Source organism: Lacrimispora xylanisolvens (assembly GCF_002934545.1).
Lineage (GTDB): Bacteria > Bacillota > Clostridia > Lachnospirales > Lachnospiraceae > Lacrimispora > Lacrimispora xylanisolvens.
The window spans coordinates 627,841-653,344 of sequence record NZ_PTJA01000001.1 but is presented as its reverse complement, the minus strand read 5'-3'; the positions used below and the strand labels follow the sequence as shown (position 1 = coordinate 653,344).

Below are 25,504 nucleotides of genomic sequence, written 5' to 3'. Positions count from 1 at the left end.
GGAAACAAGCTTCCTCCTCTATGCCGCTGAAAATATTTTTGAATATTATGACGTCTTATTTATATTGAAAATATAGGTTCTGCTATCAAATCCGGTCTTAGAAGCTACCACAATCTTGATTGGATTTAAGCCTTTAATAAGTGATATTGCCTGACCGCTGTTAAATGTGGTGCCATTTAAAGAAATGATAACAACTGCTTCTTGATCTTCAGGTGTAGGAGTGACTTTTGTACTGGCAAGATTCCGGGTTGTAAGATTATAACTATACGTGGTCTTTGAAAAACCGGGTATGCGGAATCCTGTCATTGTCACAGAAGCCAGATAAGGGCTGCTGGCCCTTGTAACAGTTACCATATAAGTCACTGTATAACCGACTGCTGAAGTCACCTTAATTTCAACGTTATTCAAACCACTGGTCATCGCAACAGAAGCTTTTCCCCCTATCAATTCCTGCCCATTAACCGTAATAGCTGCCGTAGTTTTTGATGCAACCGGAATTACTGTGATGCAATCAGAATCATATCCCACATTGGAAGTATATGACAGTGTATCTGGATGGAATGCCGGAGTCAGCAGTGCTGTGTGTTCTTCCTTATCTTTTATTACCAATGAAGTCAGTACGTCTACTTCTGTTTCTACCAGCTCCAGCTCCATGACAGACGCCGCGGATTTATTGGCTTGTAGTCCTCCATTATTAGGAACAAAGAGCCTGAAATATCTGGCATATACGGGGCTGGCCAACACACGGGTACAAACATTATATGTATTGCTTGTTACAGAATCAACTGTGATCCAATTAGTCCCATCTATACTTCTTTCCAAACTAAATGAAGTCATACGATAATCGGCCGGCCAGCCAGCATATCCACTAATACTTTTCACTGTCCATTCACCGATCCAGCATGATTTATTCAGATCCAGACGCAGCCATCCTGGCAATGCAGCGCACAGCCATCTGGAGGTTGGGTCACTCACTATACCATTTACAGCTCTTCCAGGTTCGTAAGGATCGACATAACTGCTTGCAGTTATGTCCGCATTTAAAGCTAAATTTTTACCCATATTTATCTCATCAATCCTTTCCGGTAAATTGAAATACGGTTATTCTCTCATACCCAGCCTGATGACTATGACCGGGTCGGATAGTAACCATACATGGCAATAACATAATGAACACCGGGATTTGGCTCAAACCCCTTTAAATTGGGTATACAAAATGTGGTATTAACATTGCCTCCAAATGTATTTCCAAGCAAAGAATACAACGCCTGATATTGCAGTATCGGGTATTCCTTACCATCACAATACACTGTGTCCATAGGAGCAAACGTATAGGGTACAAGTAATATTTGACCTAACAAAACTTCATCCATGTATCTTCTCTCCTTTCTTATCCAGAAATCACTGCAAAATTATGGTCTCTGGGGATACAGACCTTCGACTGCAATGTAATATTTCATCTGATTGGTTACAGCAAGGGGATTTGCATTTGTCAAGTCCGGCAGCTTAAAACTAGTAGAATTTCCTCCAAAGGTGATACCTAATAGAGAATATAATGCCTGGTAGTAAGCAATTTCTAATGATCTTCCATCACAGAGCATCCAGCCTCTTGGTTCAAAGTTATAGGGAAATAACTGAATTTGGCCAATTAATGGATCCATAAATAATTCCTCCTTAATCTGATTGTTTTCGTCAGTCGGTTGAATGAAACAAGCTCCGCTTGATTGGGCGGTATGCAGCATGTTAAAATACGGTATTGGAGTGGGCTCATAAATTGAGATTATCTATAGCGTTATACCATGTTGCGGATAATTTATCATATCGCTTAGGGAGATATAAAACCCGAAATTAATTATGACTTATTGATCTGTTTTGTTTTTTAACTTATTAGGAATGGAGTAGATTGTAAGATTTACATACACAAACTATATATTTTTAAAAGTTGAAGAATAGGTTGCTGAAGGCACTTATCTGTATCAGCCTAAAAAAATAAAAGATAAATTGGTTTATTTCAGATTTAGTTGCTATCACTGTATAAAAGTAATATAATAGTTTGAGGTAAAGAGAATAAAATAGATATCCTTAACTTTTAATCCAAACGTTTTTATATCTATATGTTGATGACGTAAATGTGTAAATATACAAAATAAGTAAATAAAAAACAAAACCGCCCCATTTAAATATATTCTGCTTAAGGAGTTTATTATGATCCCCCCTAGAAAAGCATTATTAGTGACAACAGTTAGTGGATTCATACCACAATTTGAAATGTCAAATGTTCATATTTTACAAAGCATGGGATATGAGATTCATTATGCTACCAATTATAATACACCTGCCTACGGAAAAGATAATAAACGCTTGGACGGTACTGGGATTATTCAGCACCAGATAGATTTTGTACGCAGCCCATTTAATATTCATAATATAAATGTTTACCATCAATTGAAACGATTGATGATAAAGGAACACTTTGATCTTGTGCATTGCCATACCCCAATGGGCAGCGTCATTGCCAGGCTTGCAGCCCACGCAACAAAAACTGGTCCTGTAATATATACGGCCCACGGGTTTCACTTTTTTAAAGGTGCCTCATATATTAACTGGTTATTTTATTATCCAGTGGAAAAATTACTATCATTCTTTACAGATCAATTGATATGTATTAATCAAGAAGATTATAAAAGAGCACAAAAACATTTTCATGCAAAGCATGTTAACTATATTCCGGGAGTAGGTCTGGATATCAATAAAGTAAAAAAATCAATTAACAAAAGTGGTAAAAAACAAGAACTAGGACTTCCTGCTGATAAATTCATCTTATTATCTTCAGGAGAATTAATAAAACGAAAAAATCATGAGACAATTATTAGAACAATTCAATACTATAAAAATTTTATTGGTACAATTCCTTTCCATTACATTATTTGTGGTCAGGGAGAGTTAGAATACTATTTAAAAGACTTGGCAGAAAATTTGAATGTATCTGAACATATATCCTTTTTAGGATATCGAAATGATATGATGGATATCTTTCAAATTTCAGACCTTTTTATATTCCCTTCGTACCAGGAAGGATTGCCAATGGCACTATTAGAAGCTATGGCTTATGGCCTACCCGTAATTTGTTCTGATATACGTGGAAGCAGAGATTTAATGGGAAAATGTGCAGTAGAAGCAATAGATGTGTGTGATGGGGGTATTTTGGTAAAACAGCCTACTGATATATCGTCATATAGTCAGGCTATCTTTTTAATCCTGAATAGCAAAAAATCATTAGAAGAAATGGGCAAAAGAAATGCGATCCGAGCAAAAAGTTTTTGCAGGGAAAAAGTCGATGATGCTATGTTCGATATTTATAGCAGTATAATAAAAGAATAAATTGTGATAACTGCTAGTAAAAATGAATTTTAAACCTTAATTTTATATATATTAAAATGTTATCATTTAATAATTCTTAATTTTCCATATCCTTAACTCCACTATTGAGCATGGAGCAACTTGATCATACACTTTATATCCACAAACAAAACAAAAGGTCATAGATAATATTTCCAAATGTTTTGAAATTTGAATACAAATACAACTGATTTCTCGGTGCAAGATTTATCAAGGGATCACAACTTCCCATTGTTTCCTAATGATATATTGTAATATACTCTTCATAAATATCCATAGTAACAGAATTATTCAATTATTCTAATTTAATTGTAAATAACATTACCCTTAAAAGAGTCCTCATACTCTTTGACGCTCAATTTATCCATTGCATTTTGTTCCTAGATATACTTTCTTATAGTTGCCTCGTTAAGACCGACTGTACTCACATAATATCCCTCTGCCCAAAAATGTCGGTTTTCAAACTTATACTTTAAATTTGCGTGCTGATCAAAGATCATAAGCGCACTTTTTCCTTTGAGATATCCCATAAATTGTGATACACTCAGTTTAGGTGGAATGCTTACTAGCATATGATATGGTCGGGCATTATATGACCATCCAATATTTCTACACCTTTGTATCCACATAGTTGTTTCAGAATATCTCTAATACTTTCCTTGTACTGGTTATAAATTATTTTTCTCCTGTACTTTGGTGTGAACACTATGTGATACTTGCACATCCATTTGGTATGTGCCAAACTGTTTGCCTTATTGGCCATTAAAATTACCTTTCCTATCGTTATAAATTGGCTTGAACAACCTTATTATAACGGAAAGGTGATTTTTTTGTGTAACAAACACCGCGCACCCGCTATGACGGGTGTTCATGATTCCCCATAATTTAGTTTCAGCAGTCGATAAATATCTGATATGCAGGATCATTTCTTATTAGCTAAAAGGGGGATTAGAAGATGGAAAATGTTTATAGTTATATTCGAGTAAGTACAAAAGGACATAATGAAGACAGGATATTATAGAGAAGAATTCTTTTTTGATAGGCAATCAGGGAAAGACTTCTAACGTTCCCAATACAGAGAAATGATTCCAAAGCTGAAACGAGATGACCTTATGCATATAAAAAGTATTGACCGTTTAGGCAGAAACTATGAGGAAATCTTAGAACAGTGGAGAATTTTAAATAAGGATAAGGGAATTGACATTGTTGTCCAAGATATGCCTATGCTTGATACACGAAGAGGAAATTTTTTCAAAACAAGCATGAATAGGTCAGAAAAGAGGCTATGTAATTAAAAAAAACTTGGAAGAAGGCCTGTTTTATGGTATTCTTAGAAAGTTGATTCATAGAATGGTTAATTCGTAAAAGTACATAATTCAGAGGGAGTTTTAGTATGCAGTTCAATTCATATGTTTTTATTCTGTTGTTTTTGCCGTTACAAGTAATAAGCTATTTTTTTTCAAATAGGATAAATGACAAGCTGGGGAAGGCTGTTATAGTTATTGGAAGTATTATTTTTTATGCCTACTCAGATATTTCACTTATCAAAGTAATGCTTTTGAGTGGTATTATAAACTATTTGTTTTCGATTTGTATAAATCGATTTAATTGGAAACGAGTTTTTCTTTGCATTCCGATAATTATAAATCTTACTTTGCTTTTATTTTTTAAGTATACAAACTTTGCAATATCAAATATTAATATATTATTTGCAAGGGAAATCCCATTAAAATCAATAATTCAACCTTTAGGTATTAGTTTCTTTACCTTTCAGCAAATATCATATCTGGTATCTGTATATACAGGAATTGTTAATACATCAATTTTAGATTACATGGCATATATTCTATATTTTCCCAAAATTTTAATGGGACCGTTGGTAGAACCGGCTGATTTTTATCAGCAGATTAATAATACAGAATTAAAAAAAATTGATTGGAATAATATTGCAGTTGGAATTAAGCTTTTTTCATATGGATTATTTAAAAAATTACTTTTAGCAGATACGTTTGCAAAAGGGGTATCGTGGGGTTATTCAAATATAAGCACTGCAACTTCAATGGACTGGATATTTATCACACTGTTTTATACGTTTGAAATCTATTTTGATTTTAGTGGATATAGCGATATGGCTGTTGGGTCATCACTTATGTTAAATATTACGCTTCCAATTAATTTTGACTCACCGTACAAGTCGCTTTCCATCAGAGATTTTTGGAAAAGATGGCATATTTCATTAACGAGTTTCTTTACTAAATATATTTATTTTCCATTAGGTGGAAGTAGGAGGGGAAAGCTCTTCATTGTTGTCAATACGATGATAGTTTTCATTGTTAGCGGTATATGGCATGGGGCAAATTGGACGTTCATCTTGTGGGGAATTCTTCATGGTGCATTTAGTATTTTTGATAGAGTTACCGAAGATAAACAGAAGAAAATATTTGAGCCAGCGCGACGGATAATGACGTTTGCATTAATTAATTTTCTTTGGTTGCTATTTAGGTCAGATTCAATTCAGCAGTGGAAAGAGATAGTAAGAACAGTATGTCTATTCCAAAATACGGCAATAACAGGCGGTCTTTTAGATGCCTTCAATTTACCAGAGCAAGCATTTATTTTAAAGATTATTCCGATTATGAATAAATTAAGCGGTGTACGTGGTTTATGGATGTTGTTGTTTACATTTAGTGCCTTTGCAATATGCCTTATTCCAGAAAACAATTATAGAAACAAAGATAATATATCTTGGATTAGTATGATTTATGCATCTGTAGCTTTTGTATGGGCATTTACTTGTTTGGGTGCTGAATCTGTGTTTGTATATTTTAATTTTTAAAGGAAGTGTGAGAATATGAAATCAAAGATATGGGTAGCAGGATGGTTGGCTATTGTTCTGGTGATTACTGGAACGATTGGATTCTGGGTATATAAAGTTGATCCGTTTATGCATTATCATAAACCAAATACAGATAGATATTACTATGTTTTAAGCAATACAAGAAGTCAAAATGATGGAATTACAAAGCATTTTGACTATGATGCACTGATTACAGGTACTTCTATGACCCAGAATTTCAAAACGAGTGAAATGGATGATGTTTTCAAGTGTACATCGATTAAGGTGCCATACTCAGGTGGTTCATATAAAGAAATAAATGATAACTTGAAGGTTGCATTGACACATAATCCAAATTTAAAAACAATCGTTCGCTGTTTGGATATGAGTTATTTTTTTGATGAAAAAGATGGTATGCGATTGGATTTAGGTGAGTATCCGACATATCTGTATGATGATAACCCGTTTAATGATGTAAAATATCTATTGAATAGGGATATTATCTGGGGTAGAACGTATGAAATGGTTATTGCAAATGATGCAGACGATTTCACACCTGGAATAACGTCGTTTGATGATTATGCTGGCTGGCAACAAGGCTATAAATTTGGCATAAAAACAGTATTACCAGAGGGCATAGCAAACTTCCAACTAAGAGAGCCAGTACATCTTACTACACAGGAAAAAGAATTAATTAAAGAAAATATTGAACAGAACGTAACTTCTCTCGCTAACGAATATCCGAACGTGGATTTCTATTATTTCTTTTCTCCATATAGCATTTCTTGGTGGCATACATTGTTTGCCAATGGGGGAATATATAGACAAATAGAGGCGGAACAATACATTATTGAATTAATACTAGAGTCAGATAACATAAGACTTTTTTCTTTTAATAATCGTTATGATATTACGACTGATTTGAATAATTATAAGGATGTTTTGCATTATGGAACATGGGTAAATAGCCTGATGTTGAAGTGGATGCATGAAGGACAATATCATTTAACGAAAGATAATTATAAAGATTATTTAGCAAAAGAGATGGAGTATTATACGTCATTTGATTATATGAGTATAAATCAGCAAGAAGATTATGAAAATGATTTTTATTCGGCTGCATTATATAACAAAGAGCTGACGGGAGCAACGCCTTTTGTTGTTTCGTTAGACATTCCAAATTTTGAGTTTAAAAATGCAAGAATAATTGAAAATCAATACAATGGAGAACTAGGGATCGAATGTGTGGGCAGTTTGCAACGAAAAAGTGGTGACAAATACAGTATTGAGGACTCACTAAGAGAAAGTAATTTCGTTGGAGCTAGTACTACTGTTGATATTTCTAGTGAACACAAGTATCTAGTCTTTTATGGAAGGAAGAAGAACGATCATGGACAACCTACAGTAATGATATTTAATGATTGCGGAGAAATGCTTGCTGAGCTATTGGTAAGCTATCATGATATTGATGAAGAGTGGCATCAGTATATGATTGACGTATCCAATTTGTATGGAAGGATGAAGATAGTTTTTAATGGAGGCTATGAAGACAATACTGGGGATGATAATTCAACATTTATTTTCAGCAACATATGTTTATATTAGGAAAATAAAATAATTAAATTAAGGTAAGCGCAACATAATCTACAGTCGTCTTAATTGATTTTTTACTGTAAAATAAGGACAGTTGGAGTAATTCACAGCTCTGTTCTTGAACAACAAAGGTTGTGGCATTTCACTGCTATTTTACTTCAAACTTTTGTATGATTTTACTCCATATTTTCTTGAAGGATTTTAAAATATGACAAAAACTCAAAAAGATAAATACTGGATGGATTGCATCCAGCAGCGCCGCATAAGCCGCTTATCTGATTAAGCCTGGTGCTACCATAACGATATATCTACCAGTTCTTTTTATTAGAATATAAAGCGGCTGAGGAGGAAAGCCTCTATGATTCCTGACTCTGTTCCAAAAGTTCAAGAGAAAATAGAAGTTGTACCAATACACTACATACGAGAACGCCAACATATTCAGACACTGGCAAACAAGCAGTTAGCAATTAATGAGGTGAGTAAATTGTATTAAGAAGGACATGCCATAGACGAAATTACTCGTCTGACTGGTCTTACATATCAGACGGTAAAAAAATATTTAGAAGAAGAGTGCTCTTCTAACAATGGTCATTATGACTGTCGGATGCCAGGTAAGCTAGCACCTTATGAGCAAGAAGTGGTAGCCATGCGTTCACAGGGAATAACCTATAAAAAAATTCATGAGTACATTTGCCACAAGGGATATACCGGAACCGTTGCTTCTTTGCGGGTTTTTATGCAAAAAGAAAGAAACCCATCAGAAACGTATTTCGGCAGCTGAACAAACAGTGTCTGTTGAATATATTCCTAGAAAGAGCCTGTGTCAATTAATCTATCGTGATTTAGAACATGTGAAAGGAATGACACAAGGGCAGTACGAGGCAACGATAACAAAGTATCCGGTTATTGGGCAGTTATATTCACTCCTAAAAGAATTTCATGGTATTGTGTTTTCACGAAAGGAAAATAAAATAAGTTGGACTCATGGATGACAGCAGTAGCTGCTCTACAGATTGATGAACTAGATACTTACATAAATGGGTTAAATGCAGATATTGATGCTGTCAATAATGGTATTCATTATAAATATAATAATGGTCTAGCAGAAGGAAGCGTTAATAAAATAAAATTAACCAAAAGGATCATGTATGGTCGAAATAGCTTTCAATTATTAAGAGCAAAACTTCTGCTAAAAGAAACCGGGAATAAATTTTGATATCTACCCCGAAACTATGCCCTTACGCTCTAAACACAAGAAAGGGGGAGGATTCATACGAATCCCACCCCAACTATTGACAAAGAACCTCTAATTCATTCCCAGAAAGAATCCATTTATTTCCAGAGGCACAAAATTTATTACACTACCTTTTTATATAATAGTTCATAAATATAATCAGTCCGTTTCCGCATACTTTATTTTTCGTTATATTTTGTTTGAATAAACATACAATTCTAATGTCTTTACATAGTTAACAATAAAACAATTGAAAAGTCTAAAAACACTTAGTATGATAACCTATCGAAATTAGCCTGATAGATGGCTAAAGGCGTCAATTAGAATCACTCATATACAATTCTATAATTTCTCAATTACTCCCTTCATTACAAAGAAGTTTAAGGTCATTGTAATCGGCGTTATTAGTATCTTTGCAATTATAGCAGAAGATTTTTTTATAATATCAATCATAATATTTGCTAATATAACTGCATTGATTACATTAAGTAGCTTTGAAATAAAATAAATAAGCAAACACTGATAAAGCAAATACAGTACATACTTCCACTTAAGTGGAATATTACTATCATTATCAAATACTTTCCTTGTAGCAAAGATAAAAACAAAGGTAACTCCCACCCACGAACTTATTGAATTATTCAGCACCAAATTTGCAGAAACTAAGCCTATTAATGTATATATCCCAAAATCAAGCAACCAGCCCACTCCACTTAAGCCAATAAATCTAATTGCCTGACTGATTAATGTTTTCAATCAACTTTCCTCCGATTTTTTCATTATCATATGGCCTACCACCTGTATATATTTTATAAAAGTTCCTCAATAAGTCTTTGCTTCTTATAAAACATAAAATTCGGTTTCAGAATTAATTAGCTATTTCTATTCCACTAGAAACCTCTGAAGTTCTTCAGGTGTTCCAAGCACATGCACCCTCTTCAGCGGAATGTCAGAAATATAGATTTCTCCACCTTTAAAAAGTAGATAATCGTACAATGGAGCCACGTATTTCTCACCATTTACAAGTTCCTGCGTCTTGCTGTAATACTCATTGTACAGATCTTTATAGAGCTTACAGCTCTTGAAATAATATGCTCCAAGCGTACAATAATTGGAGATTCTCTTTTTCTCCTTAATTTCAACTACTTTACCAGTATCATCAAGCCTTACAAAACTCCAATGATCCCCTTCGGCCTGGAAACAAGGGATAAATCCATCTCCCTTAAGCTCTGCAGAATTCATTATTCCAGCTTCAACATAAGTATCAATATTATATATTAGAAGTGCATTGCACGAATTCCAATACTCAGATGCTAATGAAGCAGTTGTGGCCTGGCCATCTGTAAGATAATCTAGCATTATCACACGATAATTAGGAAGATTCATCTTCTGACACTGTTCTATTATAAATTTTTCGGCATCTACTGCATCATCTTTCATCGCTATAAATATATAGGACTCAACATCTGCCTTATATCCCTCAAGAGAAATCATGGACCACTCAAATAATGTTTTTCCCTTTGCCTCAATCATATACTTAGGCACTGTATAGCCCATTTTACGGAATCTGGAACCCAATCCTCCCATTGTAATTACAACATCTATCTTTCGCATTGAATATCCCCTTTCTCATTTAAAAAATCACGAACGAAGTCTAGAAGCCGCACATATTTTTTCTAACTCATCTGTTGAATATTTAAGGAACTCGTCTGGTCTTATTGTACGATCATCAATATAAAATCCCTTGTGCCCCGGCCATACCTTCCCATAAACGACTTCATCATAAGGGATTTCCCATTTTTTCAACCACTCAGACAAAACTATAGCTGTATGCTTGTTAATAAGGCCAATATTTCCGTTATATGAATTCATATTTCTGGAAGTATATAATATAATCTTTGCACCATTTTCCTTGTAATATTTCAACTTTTCAACCATATCAGACAATGGAATTAAATCCTCATATTTTTCGTTTTTTTTCTTAATAGGACATAATGTTCCATCAACATCAAATACAAATGAATAATCCTTAAACATTTTTTTCAATCTCCTTTAAAATATTATTAGCGTTCAAGATGAAGCCAAAAACTTTATGTAGATTATCAATGTGTAAAGGTAACATAGAAAGGAATAGAGATGCCTCATATATTCTTACTGTAAGATAGTCAAATCCGTTTTCTTCTACCTTCTGTTTAAAGATTTGAATATACTTTGAATTATTAAAAGGAATCTCTAGATCAAAGTTAAGATTTCCATCTATGCGTATGTCAAATAACGCATTATTGAAGAAATCATATCTTCCACATACAGAATGGCTAAGCTTGGCAACATCATAGTAAGCGTTTGTCCATAAATCCGCCTCTGTAAGTGCCCCTTTGGGATCAATAAATTTAAGTGTCTTTGTAGACTTATTGTACATGGTATTTGCAAAACAAGGATCACCATGACCAATCACACTAATTTGGGGATACTGATTTTTTGCCTCAATTTTATCCTTTAAGGTAAAATATTTCTCTACTAAGGCATCAATGCTAATATTCCCAGAACTTTCTAAAAGCTTTTCAATTTTCGCATATTCAGGTAACTTCTTTAAATCCATAATTCTATCTATTACTTTTTTCACATAGAGATTGTTAGCAATTTTCTGATACTCATCCATTAGACATTTTCTTTTATGTCTTCCAGTAAAAAAATAAAAATATTTATCCATCAGATCTTCAAATTCGAACTCATCCATTGAACCATGAACCCATTTGATAGAAAGATCTGTCATATGAAGTCGCTCCATCATATAGCTGGCACTATTATCTGTTTCCTGATAGTTAAATGGCAAAACGAACCAGATTTTCATATCCTCAGGTAAAAGATGATAAAAACTATATTCTGCTTTTATCTTTTTCTTGTTTGTAGAACTCTTTACAAGAGTATACTCATTTCCCTTAAGAGAGTTAAAATATCTTGACTCAAAATTTCCGGTGATGCATTGTATGAAGTTACCTATGATGCTGATATCTACAAGACCTTCGATATTCATATAATCTATATACTTTTTTAGAACATCCTTCGCTTTTTGACCCGAAATTATTGTTTTACAGAATTTAGCATACTCATCCACAGATGGAAACATTGCGGCAACAGCCCCTTTTCCATCCATTACTTTGTATGGATCATCAATATATTCTAACTTCTTAAAAGTAAGAAGCGCCTTATCTTTATCTGAAAAAATATAGTTAGAAAAGCAATGAATTACCTTTCCTGTTTCGCCTGCCAAGTCTAATGATTTTATAAGATCAGCATATTCAAATATAGAACGAATTTTTCTCCACTCCACATCCTTATATACTTCTTCTATACAGATTCTGTAATATTCTTCTAGCTTTTTCTTTTTGACAACTACATCTGCAAAACCCTTATCTCCGATTATATCTGCAATTACTTCACTTTTTCTACCTGTGTCATCGTATATGACATATATTTTCATTTCGTCTCACCTTTTTTTTAAATTTTAACGGAAACATCATTATAAAGTAGAAAGCTATAAACATCAGAGCACTGACAAATACAAATTTACTCAAGTCCTGTGATTTGCCGCTTGACATAGCTGACATAAGGTATTCCATTAATACAGGATATCCGTTTTCTGATAAGTATGCCTTGTTTATTAATAATACCGACGATAACTCTACCCCCCATGCAATTAATGACACTCCAAAAAGTATTATCCCCCTGCCTCTTATAACCTGCTCTATCTCGCTATAAAGAGCCTGAATATTTTTTAGCGTCCGTAATCCCCACAACTTGTGTTCCGATGCTTTAGCATTTAAAAGATACTTTTTCCAAAAGTGATAAAAACTAGGGAAAATAAAATATATAAAAATTGCCATCATGAGAAAAATAAGTAAGGCTGCAGCAAAGCCATTTATTGTCCCGCCATTTATCGATATAATTATAAGAAGAATCATAAGTAATGCCAATGTGTCCATAAATCGGTCAAGGAGTACTATCACTATACCTTTAAGAATATTCCCTATCTCCTTACCATAGCAATACATTCTAAAAAATTCTCCAAGCTTGAACGGCAATAAAACCGAAATCGGTGTTACTTTACAATATGTTTTAAAATATCTTCTCAAACTGATGTCATGTCCATACAAAGCAAAATATAATCTTATCGCCTTAATTCCATGTACTATTAAAACGCTCAGTAAAAGCACTACATTAGATAATGCGGTATCCCTTTCAAAAAGTCTGCTCACATTTTTATAGCGAATTGCAAATATACCTAATATAACGCATAGCATTACAATATTTGTCAGATAATACGCGGTATTTTTTTTCTTTTCCACTAATACACCACCTGTTATTTATTCGTATAGATGACTTTGGCGGTATAACTCTCTACAATCTTATTCCGGTGTTCATCTTCAACAAATTTTTTCTTATTCACAACAAAGATCAATAATAGTTTTAGAACTGTAATTGCCTGGTTGACCATTTTAACATTAGAAACCTGATCATCCTCTCTCCAAATTATAGGAAAAAACTTTATCTTATGCTTATAGTAAGCAGAACCCATTACCATACAATAATTAAAAATAAGATTATCCTTATACTTCAGATAAAATTTATCTTTCAGTATTTCTGTTTTATACATGTTAAGTCCTGATCCAAGATCATAGACTTTATATCCACAACCAATAGAAAACAGAAGGTCATAGATAATATTTCCAAATGTTCTGAACTTTGAATATCCACGAAGCTGTGATCCCTTGATAAATCTTGCACCGAGAAAACAGTCGTATTTGTTATATTCCAGATTTTTTAAATATGGCAAAATATTTGAAATATCACCTTGGTCATCTCCATGTAGAAGAATCACATAATCAAAATCATTATCTACAGCATACTGAAATGCAACCTTATGTGATCCACCTAAACCATAATTATCATCATTTCTTAGCAGGCTAATCTTTACCGGTATTTCATTTACTTTAAGATAATCTACTACCACCTGCTCACTATTATCCGTGCTACGATTATTTATTACGAGTACTTCATTAAGATGTCCACAGACTTCATCTGTAAGCTGATTAAAAACACGTGTGATTTGCTTTTCACAGTTATACATGGGTATAAATAATAAGATTTTATCCATCTATCTCAATCTCCTTGATTTTCCTATGCTCGCTAAATTCAATTAATATTTCAAAAATCAAATATACATATCCCAAAAAATAAAAAGATAACACATACATAATCAAACCTGATGGCTGGGTCAAAACCACAACAGGTACTCTTATTAATACTGCCGTACATATTCCTAGAAGATACCAACTTTTTTTTCGCAAAAGTTTAAGCCATGCTAAGATTAACACCGTTAAAGGAATCATTGAATTCCAAACAACTCTCTGAATAATCACCCTATCAGTCATACCCATTGAATGAATAAATTTTGCTCTGAAATTTTTAAATACCGGTCTATTTACAATCCATCCCCTGCCTAATGTAGCTATCGCAGCAGTATTTCCGTTATTTTCCTCAAATAATCTCTCTGCTACCACGATATTGGTTCCTGTTTTACCTGTCATTCCAGATCCATTTACAAACAAGTTCCATCTTTCCGCAAGAACCACTTTTGGATATTTAATTGACAATTTTACAATTGCCTCTAAAAAGTTGCTATAATCATCAACTGAGTACGCATTTCTAACAGCATCAGTACTCCAATATATTTCCTCTCCATCATATGATGGATTGTCGTAGATAGTTTTTAATGAAGTTACACGGTCAATTGCTGCAAGTTCTTTTGCATCAACCTCTTGGTTTGCAGCATGCACAAGAACAACACAAGGTCTCATTAAAGATATGACTGCATAATTTGAATTACCTAATTGATAGCTTTGAAACTTATTAACACAAAAAAAACCAACAACTATAATAAATAAGCAAATTCCTTTTTTTATGTATGGTATAATCTTTTCATTTACTGCCAATATAAGAAGACACGCACATGGTACATAGAAGAATGATTCTGTCCTCCAGGAAGCAACAACTATACAAAGCGAGCAAAAAAGTAACAAATACGATATACTCCATTCCTTTCTATCTTTTACTGCAGTTATCAAGATCACTAACATAACCAATTCAAGATACACATACAATCCTATTCTGTAACCAGAAAATTGATAACTCAATACAGGTGGAAGTAAAAAAGGTAATAATTTTACGGCTGTATCAATAATCTTATATTTTAAATGTTTAAGATTGTATGCTTCTTCAAGTTTTGTAACACTAAATGCCACGCACAATCCGACAATGACATTCTGTAGGAATATAATGCCTCCTGGAAACGGTAAAATTTGTAAGAGCACATTCTGATAAATTCCTGTAAATGCATGCTGCCATGGATACCAACTTTCATAACCAGCTATGCTGTCTAACGTCCACAAATCGTCCCATGACCAGATTCCTGGCCATAAAATTAATAAAAAAATTAATATTATTGTCAAATAGACTTTAAAAATATAAAAAGCTCTAGAATAAAATCCATCCTTTGATTTTATTTTTTTCAATGCATTAAATCCAAAGCACCACGAAATCAGCAGAAAAAAAAGATACATAACCTTTGTTCCTACCATGTAAACAGTTTCAGCATCATATGAAAAAAATAGTCTATCTATCTGTAATACAGTGGTCACAAACCATTGAATCAGGGCTATAACAATTGGTCTTTTATATATTTTAAAGAAATTATTCATATCTCAATCTCCTGTAGTAGTCATTACATAGGTAATCCCATTGTTTTACTAACGATATATTCTCTTTATAAATTTTCATAGTAACAGAATCAATCAATTATTCTAATTACAATTGCAAATAATATCTCAAGGCATTACTTTATTAAGCATTGTATATAAATACTACTTTCCTCATAGAAGACCCTTCGATACTTTCACTCCCCTGCCCCTTACTCATAAGGGGACTGGGGAGTTTTATTTAACATTATTTTATAAGATCTTACAAGTCATTATCGCAAACTATTAAGGCGATATCTTTTCGATCGCCCATTTCTCGTTATATTCACTATTAACAAGATCTTTGATTCCATGATTCAACAAGACGTTAAGGATAATTCGATTCTATCCATACTTAATCTTTCAATCCTTTATAGATTAATTTGATATAAGCACTTCATTTATAATATTTTAATTTTTCATACTTGAAATAAGCATCGAATCAAAAAATTCTTTAAATACTTCTGTTTTATATACCCAGTCCCACTGTTTTATGCTTTCTAAATTTTCTTTTGACAATTTTTGTAGAATATTAATATCGCCTAGAATTTCTTTTAGTTTCTTTTTCAATTCTTCTTTACTTCTTTTTTCTAATATGTACCTACTCTGCATCGGTCCCGATACTTCTCGAACTATTCCCACGTCTGTTGATATAAATGGTATACCACATGCCATACACTCAAGAATTGGATTAGGGGTACCTTCTATTTTAGAGGCACAGATATATAAATCAATATTGGAATAATATTTAGGCATATCATCATGAGATATCAACTTTATGTTTCTATCTGCTATATTCAATTCTAAATTATATCCTTCTAATATTAATTCTTCGATAACTGGCTTAATAATACTGTGATAACCTTTAAAATCCTCTTTATCAGCTGCCCACATGCTATTGCCTGCCCAGCCAATAATTAATTTTTGGTTTTTAGTTCTTTCATTAAAACGTTCTAGCCTATATGGTCTAAATAATTTCAAATCAACCCCATCAGTAATCACCATGTTAGGCTTATGTGCAATCCTTGAATCATTTGTATAGATATTAAATAATTTATTTGAGGACACCGTATACCCCTTTACCACAGTATCTGATGATGAAAACAATCTCTCTGTTATATTAAATTCATCATCTAAATATAAATGATCATAAACAGATGTTGTAATTATTTTATTATCAATATATCTTTGTCTAAATTCCAGGTAAGACAATCCCAACTTCCTCGCATATACTTCGGTATAGTCTGTTCCTAATGAAGGAATCCAAGACCGCCATAAAAAATGAATAAGTGCACAGTCTTCAGCCAGTAAAAAAATACTCATAATATTATCAACATTACAAAGGAAATAAATTTCTATATCATAATGATAATGTAAATTCTTTTTAATTTGCTTAGCAATATTATGTAATGCCCAATTAGGATTATCTACAACAAGCGCAATTTTTGTTTTGTTGACTTTATTAGCTGATATTATTCCATTATCAATATTTTCGTCATTTAAAAGATTTTTCAATCTCTCATTCACCCACCCTTCTACGGAAGGATTCCAAACATTAATATGGTGTTTTCCTTCAAAGTACTTCGCAGATTCAAACAACTTACTAGTTGAAAACCTTTGCTTCTCATATTCAATATCAACAGCTATTTCTGGCTTTGGGTGATCATGTATTAAACTAACCATTCCACAACTTCCAATTTTATAACCTGCCTGAAACAGTCTCATTGAAAACTCCGTATCTTCAAAGCCTACAAACATTCCCTCATCATAGCCACCACATGCAAAGAAAGTGTCCTTTCGCATTATACTTGCTCCACCTGGCACAAATGTGCATAGGAAAGGCGGCTGTTCACCCTCAATATCACCTTCAACTTGATAGGCTGTACCTCCGCCGATGGTAAGTACCTTGCTATTTTGTTCTACATATAAATTCCCTCCGTACAAAAAAACCTTATTATCATCTTTGTTTATTAATGGCATACAAAGAAAATGACAACCCAGTAAGGATAAAACTTCCTGAACTTCATCTAGAGGATTATTTATAAAATAAATATCATTATCCAACTGAAATATCCAATCCGTATTAACATATGAGTTAAGCCTATTTCTCCCCCCCCCAACACCATAATTACGATCAAATTCAATCATTCGACATTTATATGGCATTTGTTTCATCTTTTTCTTTAATATTTTTTTTTCTTCATCATGAGAACCGTTATCGCCAATTAGAAATTCACCTTTAAATTCCGGTATATATTCTGATATAGAATTCATCAATTTAATAGTTAAATTCGATCGATTCATAGATAAAACGGCTATTGTTAGATTCTCACCATTTTCACCTATATTAGTTATGCTTTTGGTGCCAATACCACTCCCAAGCAACATGTGCCTTTTACTCGTAATATATGTTAATTCTTCTGTTTGATATCCTGCTCTTTTTTCCAATTTCCTCTTGCCTCCAATATTCATATGGTTTTATTTGAATAGTCGGTGCATCTTATCTTTTAGTTTATAAATAGGCATTAAACAGCGAAAAGTTCTGGAATTATAAATTTGTTCTAATTCGTTTTGATACTTATTTGCTGCCTCCCAATTTAAGCACATATTATCGCGTATAATATTTTTTTCCTTTTCAGATAACTGTAAAGCTGTGTGTAAACGATCTACTTCAATTGCTCTATTATTATTTTTTTCTATCTCACTATATTTAGAATATAGTTCATCATACTCTTTTCGTAATAAATCGATTTGTCTAACTTTATTTAATAATTCAAACTCATACTGCTGATTGCATTGATCCTTTGCATAAAAAACTGCATTATTAACAATACCTTCATTACGTCCCCATATACCAACATAATAGCTACTGTTTTCTGTATTTAGCTGAAGATGTGATGGTATTTCAAAATAATTACCATTCTCTTTATATTGAAACATTTGAAATGGATTTCTAGAATTATATTGTCCATGTCTATCATTTTTTTGAATAGGTAAATTAATAAAACCTCCTGCTGCATAACCTAGAAAATAATTACAATTTCCTCCAAAATAGCTCTCAGCTAAATCACTAAATTCTTTAAATGTATATCTTTTTTTATGATAAGGATTCTCGGGAGCCCCTCCAACATTAATGAAATACGCATCATTTGGACAAGATAATATAAGGGTGCCGCTTGGCTTTAAAACCCTTTTAATTTCTTTTAAAAACTCTTCAGGTTTATCTAAATGCTCTATTGTCTCAAGTGAAACTACTAAATCAAATGTTGAGTCCGGATAATCTAATTTTTGAGCTTGATGACATACATAATTGATATTATCAGCTGGAAATCTCTTAGCAGCATTATCAATAGCTTCTTTGCTAATGTCGACTGCTTCAATATGTTTGGCTCCCCATAAACCCATAAAATAGCTTCCATAACCCTCCCCGCATGCAATATCCAAGACTTTTTTATCCTTACATAAATCCTTAGCTAACGCATATCTGGTTAGGTGAATTGCTCCCTCTATCGCACTGTATTCGTATTCATCTCCAAACGCTAAACGTTCCATTTAAAATCCAGCCTTTCTAACTTTTATTGAAATAATCGATTAATCTTTAGTTTAAATAAAAGCTTAACCATTCGACTTCCCCACTTAGAATTAGCAATTCTAAGTAATTCCGTTTTATATCCATATATATTTGTATTTGAATTAGCACTATTATTTACAACACCACCAGTATTATCAAAAGTAGGGTTATTCCATAAATAACTTGGTCCATTTTGCATTAATAAATTTAAAATTTCATCTCCATACTTTTTATATACTTCTTTATGACCAATTGCAACTTGCTCACTTAAATAAAATCTCATATCAGGGTTAAACTGTCTTGACATAGAATCTTGTCTAATACGGTATTTAACCAAAGCTTCAGGTATACTTACTCCAAAATAGCCATTTTCAACAAGACCTATCCAACCATCATAGTCTTCCATACCGTATTCCATTATAATTCTATTTTTTCCGTAATTTAAATAATCTATTCTTCTAACAACAGAAAAAGCAGACAACATATTAGCACATAATAAATAAGGCAATTCCGTATTAAATGTTGGCCAGATTCCACTTCCTTTCTCAAAATATTCAACCCAACTATAAACAAACGAAACGTTTGAATAGGTCTTTAAAACGTCAATCGCTTTTGTGTAAAAAGTAGGATCTACTAAATCATCAGCATCTAAAAATGTTACATATTCACTTTTCGATGCAGCAACACCAACATTTCTTGCGTTTGCCAATCCTCCATTTGGAATATCAATAACATTTATAAAATTATATTTAGATTTTATTTCTTCTAATATCTTAATGCTCTCTTCATCAGTTGAACCATCATTAACTATAATTATCTCTTTATCATTATAATTCGAACTTACTGCACTTTCAATAGTCTCCATAATATAACTACCTAAATTGTAGTATGGAATAATAATTGAGAGCATATTTTTAATTGAATCTTCTTGTGCTTTTAATTCTGTTTTTAATATATCATGATTAATAAAAGGAAAGTTCTTTTTAGGTGTATAATTTGATATAGAATTAATATAAAAAGTTTCTCTTAATTTTACATTTTTATCAATATTACAAAGAGAAAATATTCTTTCTCTTCCATTATTTCCCAATTCTTTAAGCTCTTCTGGTGTCATACTTAAAAGTTGTTCTAATTTATCTTTGAAATCATTATTATCCCAATCAAAGATTAAACCGCATTTTCCATCTTCTTCAACCATTTCTGCTTGTCCACCTTGACGTGATACAAGCATAGGTGTCCCCAGCCACATTGCAGTAACACATGAGTAGGGGAAGTTCTCATAAATGGAGGGGACAATAACTGCTTTAGCTTTAAGAATCTCTAAATCTAATTTCTCTGGTTCTATTGCATTATTTAGCTCTAAAAGCCCTAAATCTATCCACTTCTTATATTTCTTCTTAATTATCTCACCAAGAGTTGTAGCTTTGGGACTAAAATAAGGATCTCCACCGAATATTCTTAATTTAACAGTATTCCCTTCTAACCAAAGTTTTTCAAATATAGCTATTGTTTGATATATTCCCTTTCGATATTCTGTTCTACCACCATATAGGATTGTATTTGAATCATATGTTCTTTCTGGGTAATTCTTCATATCTACACAATATGGAAGATTAATGACTTCAATTGGGTTATTAGGTGCTATATTCTGTATTTGCCGCTTAAGGAACTCACTAGGGCAAACCAAAAAATCTGCAGCATTCATACAGAATTTTTCCATCTGTCCTACCCAATAATTAGGAAATTTATATTGAGGGGATTGGTTGATTCTAGATAATTCAAATACCGGTGTATGCAAATGAACAATTATAGGTATTTTTGTAAGATTTTTGTTACCCACCAATTTATTTTGCAGAATATAATATCCAATTGCTCCATACTCCTGAATCTCTATCACATCTGGTTTTTCACCACTTTCAAGCATACGGTTTACAATCTCATAATATTGGTACGATAATGCTGCCCAATATCCCAATGTTTTATAAATTGTACCCTGACAATGTAAAAACCTAATATAACGCAAATTACTTTCCGGTTGCTCAATTTTATCACTATTAGTATCCCTTACAAAAACTGTGACTTCATGACCATTTCTAGCCATTATTTTAGATACTTGATCAACATACATTCCTATACCTCCACCAAACTCAGGTGGAAATTCACTCGTTAAATACCAGATCTTCATCTTTTCCCCTCACATATCTCATTTAAATTACTGTTGATATTCCTGACACACATAGTCAGCATCGCCATACATTCGGACCTTTCCTGATTCCAGCCAAACTGCTTTTTTACAGATTCTCTTAACTTGATCAATCGAATGTGATACCATAACTATAGTAGTACCATCCTCAATCATCTTATTTATACGTTCTTCGCATTTTTGTTGAAATTTGTAGTCACCCACTGCTAATATCTCATCTACAATTAGTATATCTGGTCGACTAGCAGTTGCTATGCTAAATCCCAGCCTTGCTAACATACCAGATGAGAAATTTTTTATCGCCACATCAACGAACTCCCAAAGCTCTGCAAAATCCATAATTTCATTAAATTTCTCATTCATTTGTTTTTTAGAAAACCCAAGCATAGCACCATTTAAATAAATGTTTTCTCTTGCAGACAAGTCGGTATCAAATCCAGCCCCTAATTCAATTAATGGTGCTATTGTACCATTTACAAGTACTTTTCCTTTAGTCGGTTTCATTACACCTGCAATAACTTTTAACATGGTGCTTTTTCCTGAACCATTTAGCCCCACTAAACCAACTGACTCCCCTTTTTTTATACTAAAAGATACATCTTTTAAGGCCCAAAATTCATTAAACATCAATTCTCTTTTTAAAAATTTTATTACATATTCCTTTATATTATCAATTTTTTCATTACTTAGATTAAACATCATTGATATTCCAGATACATCAATAATAACATCATTCTCCATTGCTGCTCTCCATCCTTATATATATAAGATAAATCTATCTTGCTTTTTCCAAAATATAGCAACACCAATTATTAACATTGCTATACCCATTCCAAAGCAATACAAGTTTAATTCAAATGATGGAAATACACCATCCCGAACTAATAATCTAAAATACGTAATATAATGATATAAGGGATTAAAGTTAACTATCCACCTGAACCTTTCTGGGAGTATAGTGACTGGATAAAATACTGGTGTTAAATAATTCCAGGCCAGAATAAAAACTCCATAAAAGTGACCAATATCTCTAAAAAATACAGTTATAGACGATAGTAATAAGCTTAATCCTATTGTAAATAGTAACAACGCAAGGATAGGTAGTGGTATTAATAAAATAGTTATATAAAACTTCGCTTTTGTTACAATCATTACTATAAGCAATGCAATAAATGAAAAGAAGAAGTTTACAAGGCACGATACAACTCTGGAAACTGGAAATAGATATTTTGGTACATATATTTTCTTTATTAATAACGAATTACCAATAATTGATGACAATGCCTGCTGAGTAGCCTCAGAATTAAATGCGAAAATCAAGTTACCTGTCAAAAAGTATACGGGAAAATTTTCAATATTAGATTCAAATAAAGTGGAGAATACTATTGTCATTACCCCCATCATCATCAGAGGATTTAAAACTGTCCAGAGCATTCCCAGAAAAGATTTACGATATCTTACTTTAATATCTCGTTTAACTAGCTGGTTTAAAAGAGGCATATACTTTATAAAACCTCTAATTCTATCTATAACATAATTACTGTTCACTTTTTACTCCTTCTTTGATAGTATTTGTCTTTAATTACTTTCAAAAATGATGTTGGTATTAATCCTACCAGTAAAGGCTTTAACGCATATAAATACCCTATAGGTAGTAACTTCAGTTTTCTATAACCTGATAATCGTACTTTCGCCTCATCTATCCTATACTTATATTTTCTCCTCTTTTGTGCAGCTGAGTCCTCTCTCACATTATAAAGGTATCGTTGAATATTCGCCCCCCTCATTCCCTTACTGTACATTGTCATAAACAAATCATAATCTTCGCATCTAAAAGTTTCCTTATGAACTCTGTATCCCCCAACTTTTAAAATAGATTCTTTCTTTAATATAACAGTTGCATGAATAAATGGGACCGTGAACAAAAAATCTTTCTTTTGAGGATACTGCGGTAATACATATTTTCCCCATAATCCACTCTCATCAAAATATTTAATATTACTACCTACAATATCATAATTAGGATGGCTCTCCATATACTCTACCAGAACATTTAACCTTGATGTATCCGAATAATCATCAGCATCTTGTCTTACGATATATTTCCCTTTTGCAATAGAAATACATTTATTTAAACTGTATGCCAGACCTCGATTTTTATCATTTTTAATAACTACAATTCTTGAATCGTGCATATAACTCTGTAAGATATTATATGAAGAATCCGTTGAGGCATCATCACATATAATAAACTCGAAATTTTGCATAGTCTGATTTAAAATTGATTCTATGGCTTGCTGCAACATATTTGACTTTCCAGCATTATAAACTCCCATTATTATCGAAACAAATGGGTTCGTCATCTCAACATCTATATCTTTTATTTTCATATTCCTCCGGTCACTCAATTTTATAATTTCCCACTACAAAAATTATTTATAAAATAAATAGATTTAATCATTTATATCATATTCATGATTTTTTTTTACCATATTATCCTTAGATATTTTTACTCCTTCAGTGCTTTCTTTCATAAACAAAATTTTAGGAGTCATTAATATTAGCTTTAAATCTAAAAGAAATGAATAATTTCTAATATATGTTAAATCTAATTTAAGTTTATCATACGCCGTAGTATTGTATTTTCCATAAATCTGAGCATATCCTGTGAGTCCAGCCTTAACCTTAGTTCTATATGAAAACTCAGGAATATCATTAACAATTTCACGCATTAGTTCTGGCCTCTCTGGTCTTGGTCCTACAAAAGACATATCCCCCATGAGTATATTAACTAGCTGTGGTAATTCATCTAATCTCATTCTTCTTAATAGATGCCCAATTGGAATTATCCGATTATCACCATCTTCTGCTAAACGAGCCACTCCATCCTTTTCAGCTTCCTGAATCATAGTGCGGAATTTATAGATATAAAATATCTTATTATCCTTTGTTAACCTGGCTTGTTTAAAAAAAGCCGGACCTTTATCTGTAAATTTAATTAAAAGACAAATTAGTAAAAATAGTGGTGCAGTTATAATTAAGCCTACAATAGCGCCAGCAATATCTGTTAGCCTTTTAATAAATAGTTGTTCAATAGACAATCCTTCATTTCTTGATAATAAAAGCGGAGAATCAAATAAATTTAACTCAACAGTACTTTTTAACAAGATATCTGATATCTTAGGTACGCTATAAGTGCGAATAGAATTTTCATAACAATATTTTAAAATTAAATTTCTTTCATGTGATGAAATATCACCAATAATAGTACCATCGTAATTCATTATTTCTCGCTGGATTAAATCGATTCCATATTGTATGTTTATTGTCTGGCAAATTTCATATTTATCTTCCCTTGAATTTATTTTTTCGGCAAGATGGTAATCAGATCTTCCTCCAGATATTAATAACATTTTTCTTGGCGGAAACAATTTTCGATAAAACCATTGATATACTATAGTCCAAACAATAATAATTGAAAAATCTACAATCGACATTTTTATTAATTGTAAAGGGTTTAAAAAGTGCTTATCTAAAACTGCGATTTGTAAATATGTAAATAGATTAGTAAATATGACTGCTAAAACTTGGGAATAAATTAAATTGCCTTTTTTTAAATATCCAACTTTATAACCTCCATATATACTCATAAATAATATTAGAATAACACCATATAAAAATATCATCATCCAATTCCCTCTACGAAAAAAAGGAAACTCAATAATTTTATTATAATATCCTATCCATGTCCAGCTATATAATATAATAAGCATAGATGTGATACCAAAAGTAAAAAAAAGTCTAATAAGCCTTTTAAATTTCTGATTGATTTTCATTGATTACACCTTCATTTATCTAGATAATATATCAGTAG

21 protein-coding genes and 2 pseudogenes are annotated in these 25,504 nt (G+C 32.4%); 5 read left to right on the top strand and 18 right to left on the bottom strand.

The features are described 5' to 3' along the window. Nucleotides 1–45 precede the first annotated feature (45 nt). The 3 genes from BXY41_RS03055 to BXY41_RS03045 form a co-directional block, all read right to left on the bottom strand. On the bottom strand, nucleotides 46–1,062 hold the full coding sequence (locus tag BXY41_RS03055; protein ID WP_104434468.1) for a cadherin-like beta sandwich domain-containing protein: 1,017 nt from the start codon (nucleotides 1,060–1,062) through the stop codon (nucleotides 46–48). A gap of 65 nt (nucleotides 1,063–1,127) precedes the next feature. Then, nucleotides 1,128–1,373, bottom strand: a complete 246-nt coding sequence (locus tag BXY41_RS03050) for a phage tail protein (protein WP_104434466.1) — start codon at nucleotides 1,371–1,373, stop codon at nucleotides 1,128–1,130. A gap of 39 nt (nucleotides 1,374–1,412) precedes the next feature. After that, on the bottom strand, nucleotides 1,413–1,661 hold the full coding sequence (locus BXY41_RS03045) for a phage tail protein (RefSeq protein ID WP_104434464.1): 249 nt from the start codon (nucleotides 1,659–1,661) through the stop codon (nucleotides 1,413–1,415). Between the two features lie 544 nt (nucleotides 1,662–2,205). On the opposite strand from BXY41_RS03045, the gene BXY41_RS03040 reads away from it, so the two are divergent. Continuing rightward, entirely contained in the window at nucleotides 2,206–3,381 is a 1,176-nt protein-coding gene (locus BXY41_RS03040; RefSeq protein WP_104434462.1) for a glycosyltransferase family 4 protein, read from the top strand. Nucleotides 3,382–3,704: 323 nt separating this feature from the next. Here the strand turns inward: BXY41_RS03040 and tnpA are convergent. Then, a pseudogene (gene tnpA / locus BXY41_RS03035) lies at nucleotides 3,705–4,162 on the bottom strand (IS200/IS605 family transposase). Between the two features lie 192 nt (nucleotides 4,163–4,354). Between tnpA and BXY41_RS03030 the strand changes: the two are divergent. From BXY41_RS03030 to BXY41_RS03010, 4 genes and pseudogenes are all read left to right on the top strand, one after another. Then, nucleotides 4,355–4,643: pseudogene (locus BXY41_RS03030) on the top strand (recombinase family protein); the annotation flags it as partial. A 149-nt stretch (nucleotides 4,644–4,792) separates the two neighbouring features. Next, nucleotides 4,793–6,235: an MBOAT family O-acyltransferase gene (locus BXY41_RS03025; RefSeq protein ID WP_104434460.1), complete on the top strand. Its 1,443-nt coding sequence runs from the start codon at nucleotides 4,793–4,795 to the stop codon at nucleotides 6,233–6,235. A 15-nt stretch (nucleotides 6,236–6,250) separates the two neighbouring features. Next, nucleotides 6,251–7,840: a hypothetical protein gene (locus tag BXY41_RS03020; RefSeq protein ID WP_104434458.1), complete on the top strand. Its 1,590-nt coding sequence runs from the start codon at nucleotides 6,251–6,253 to the stop codon at nucleotides 7,838–7,840. Between the two features lie 964 nt (nucleotides 7,841–8,804). Then, nucleotides 8,805–9,044: a transposase gene (locus BXY41_RS03010; protein WP_341457790.1), complete on the top strand. Its 240-nt coding sequence runs from the start codon at nucleotides 8,805–8,807 to the stop codon at nucleotides 9,042–9,044. A 360-nt stretch (nucleotides 9,045–9,404) separates the two neighbouring features. Here the strand turns inward: BXY41_RS03010 and BXY41_RS03005 are convergent, their stop codons facing one another. The 14 genes from BXY41_RS03005 to BXY41_RS02940 all read right to left on the bottom strand — a co-directional run bounded on the left by BXY41_RS03005 (nucleotide 9,405) and on the right by BXY41_RS02940 (nucleotide 25,466). Next, nucleotides 9,405–9,818: a GtrA domain-containing protein gene (locus BXY41_RS03005; RefSeq protein WP_104434451.1), complete on the bottom strand. Its 414-nt coding sequence runs from the start codon at nucleotides 9,816–9,818 to the stop codon at nucleotides 9,405–9,407. Between the two features lie 126 nt (nucleotides 9,819–9,944). Continuing rightward, nucleotides 9,945–10,676 carry a glycosyltransferase family 2 protein gene (locus BXY41_RS03000; protein WP_104434449.1) on the bottom strand — a complete coding sequence of 244 codons (732 nt, stop codon included), beginning with the start codon at nucleotides 10,674–10,676 and terminating at the stop codon, nucleotides 9,945–9,947. 27 nt (nucleotides 10,677–10,703) lie between these two features. Beyond that, entirely contained in the window at nucleotides 10,704–11,099 is a 396-nt protein-coding gene (locus BXY41_RS02995; protein WP_104434447.1) for an HAD family hydrolase, read from the bottom strand. After that, complete coding sequence (locus BXY41_RS02990) at nucleotides 11,092–12,543, bottom strand: hypothetical protein (protein WP_104434445.1); 1,452 nt, start codon at nucleotides 12,541–12,543, stop codon at nucleotides 11,092–11,094. Before BXY41_RS02990 ends, BXY41_RS02995 begins: the two co-directional genes overlap by 8 nt. Then, nucleotides 12,518–13,408, bottom strand: a complete 891-nt coding sequence (locus BXY41_RS02985) for a lysylphosphatidylglycerol synthase domain-containing protein (RefSeq protein ID WP_104434443.1) — start codon at nucleotides 13,406–13,408, stop codon at nucleotides 12,518–12,520. The genes BXY41_RS02990 and BXY41_RS02985 overlap by 26 nt, the downstream gene beginning before the upstream one ends. A gap of 14 nt (nucleotides 13,409–13,422) precedes the next feature. Continuing rightward, nucleotides 13,423–14,217: a glycosyltransferase family 2 protein gene (locus BXY41_RS02980; RefSeq protein ID WP_104434441.1), complete on the bottom strand. Its 795-nt coding sequence runs from the start codon at nucleotides 14,215–14,217 to the stop codon at nucleotides 13,423–13,425. Then, on the bottom strand, nucleotides 14,210–15,820 hold the full coding sequence (locus tag BXY41_RS02975) for a hypothetical protein (RefSeq protein ID WP_104434439.1): 1,611 nt from the start codon (nucleotides 15,818–15,820) through the stop codon (nucleotides 14,210–14,212). The genes BXY41_RS02980 and BXY41_RS02975 overlap by 8 nt, the downstream gene beginning before the upstream one ends. A 447-nt stretch (nucleotides 15,821–16,267) precedes the next feature. After that, entirely contained in the window at nucleotides 16,268–18,304 is a 2,037-nt protein-coding gene (locus tag BXY41_RS02970) for a glycosyltransferase (RefSeq protein WP_170072170.1), read from the bottom strand. A gap of 30 nt (nucleotides 18,305–18,334) precedes the next feature. Beyond that, nucleotides 18,335–19,408: a class I SAM-dependent methyltransferase gene (locus BXY41_RS02965; RefSeq protein ID WP_104434435.1), complete on the bottom strand. Its 1,074-nt coding sequence runs from the start codon at nucleotides 19,406–19,408 to the stop codon at nucleotides 18,335–18,337. Between the two features lie 23 nt (nucleotides 19,409–19,431). Next, nucleotides 19,432–21,612: a glycosyltransferase gene (locus tag BXY41_RS02960; protein WP_104434433.1), complete on the bottom strand. Its 2,181-nt coding sequence runs from the start codon at nucleotides 21,610–21,612 to the stop codon at nucleotides 19,432–19,434. A gap of 27 nt (nucleotides 21,613–21,639) precedes the next feature. Continuing rightward, on the bottom strand, nucleotides 21,640–22,371 hold the full coding sequence (locus BXY41_RS02955) for an ABC transporter ATP-binding protein (protein WP_104434431.1): 732 nt from the start codon (nucleotides 22,369–22,371) through the stop codon (nucleotides 21,640–21,642). A 15-nt stretch (nucleotides 22,372–22,386) separates the two neighbouring features. After that, the gene (locus BXY41_RS02950) at nucleotides 22,387–23,178 is read right to left on the bottom strand and encodes an ABC transporter permease (protein ID WP_242980022.1); all 792 of its coding nucleotides are present in this window, start codon (nucleotides 23,176–23,178) and stop codon (nucleotides 22,387–22,389) included. Next, nucleotides 23,175–24,020, bottom strand: a complete 846-nt coding sequence (locus tag BXY41_RS02945) for a glycosyltransferase family 2 protein (RefSeq protein ID WP_104434429.1) — start codon at nucleotides 24,018–24,020, stop codon at nucleotides 23,175–23,177. Before BXY41_RS02945 ends, BXY41_RS02950 begins: the two co-directional genes overlap by 4 nt. A gap of 63 nt (nucleotides 24,021–24,083) precedes the next feature. Beyond that, on the bottom strand, nucleotides 24,084–25,466 hold the full coding sequence (locus BXY41_RS02940) for an exopolysaccharide biosynthesis polyprenyl glycosylphosphotransferase (protein ID WP_104434427.1): 1,383 nt from the start codon (nucleotides 25,464–25,466) through the stop codon (nucleotides 24,084–24,086). Between the last annotated feature and the right edge of the window lie 38 nt (nucleotides 25,467–25,504).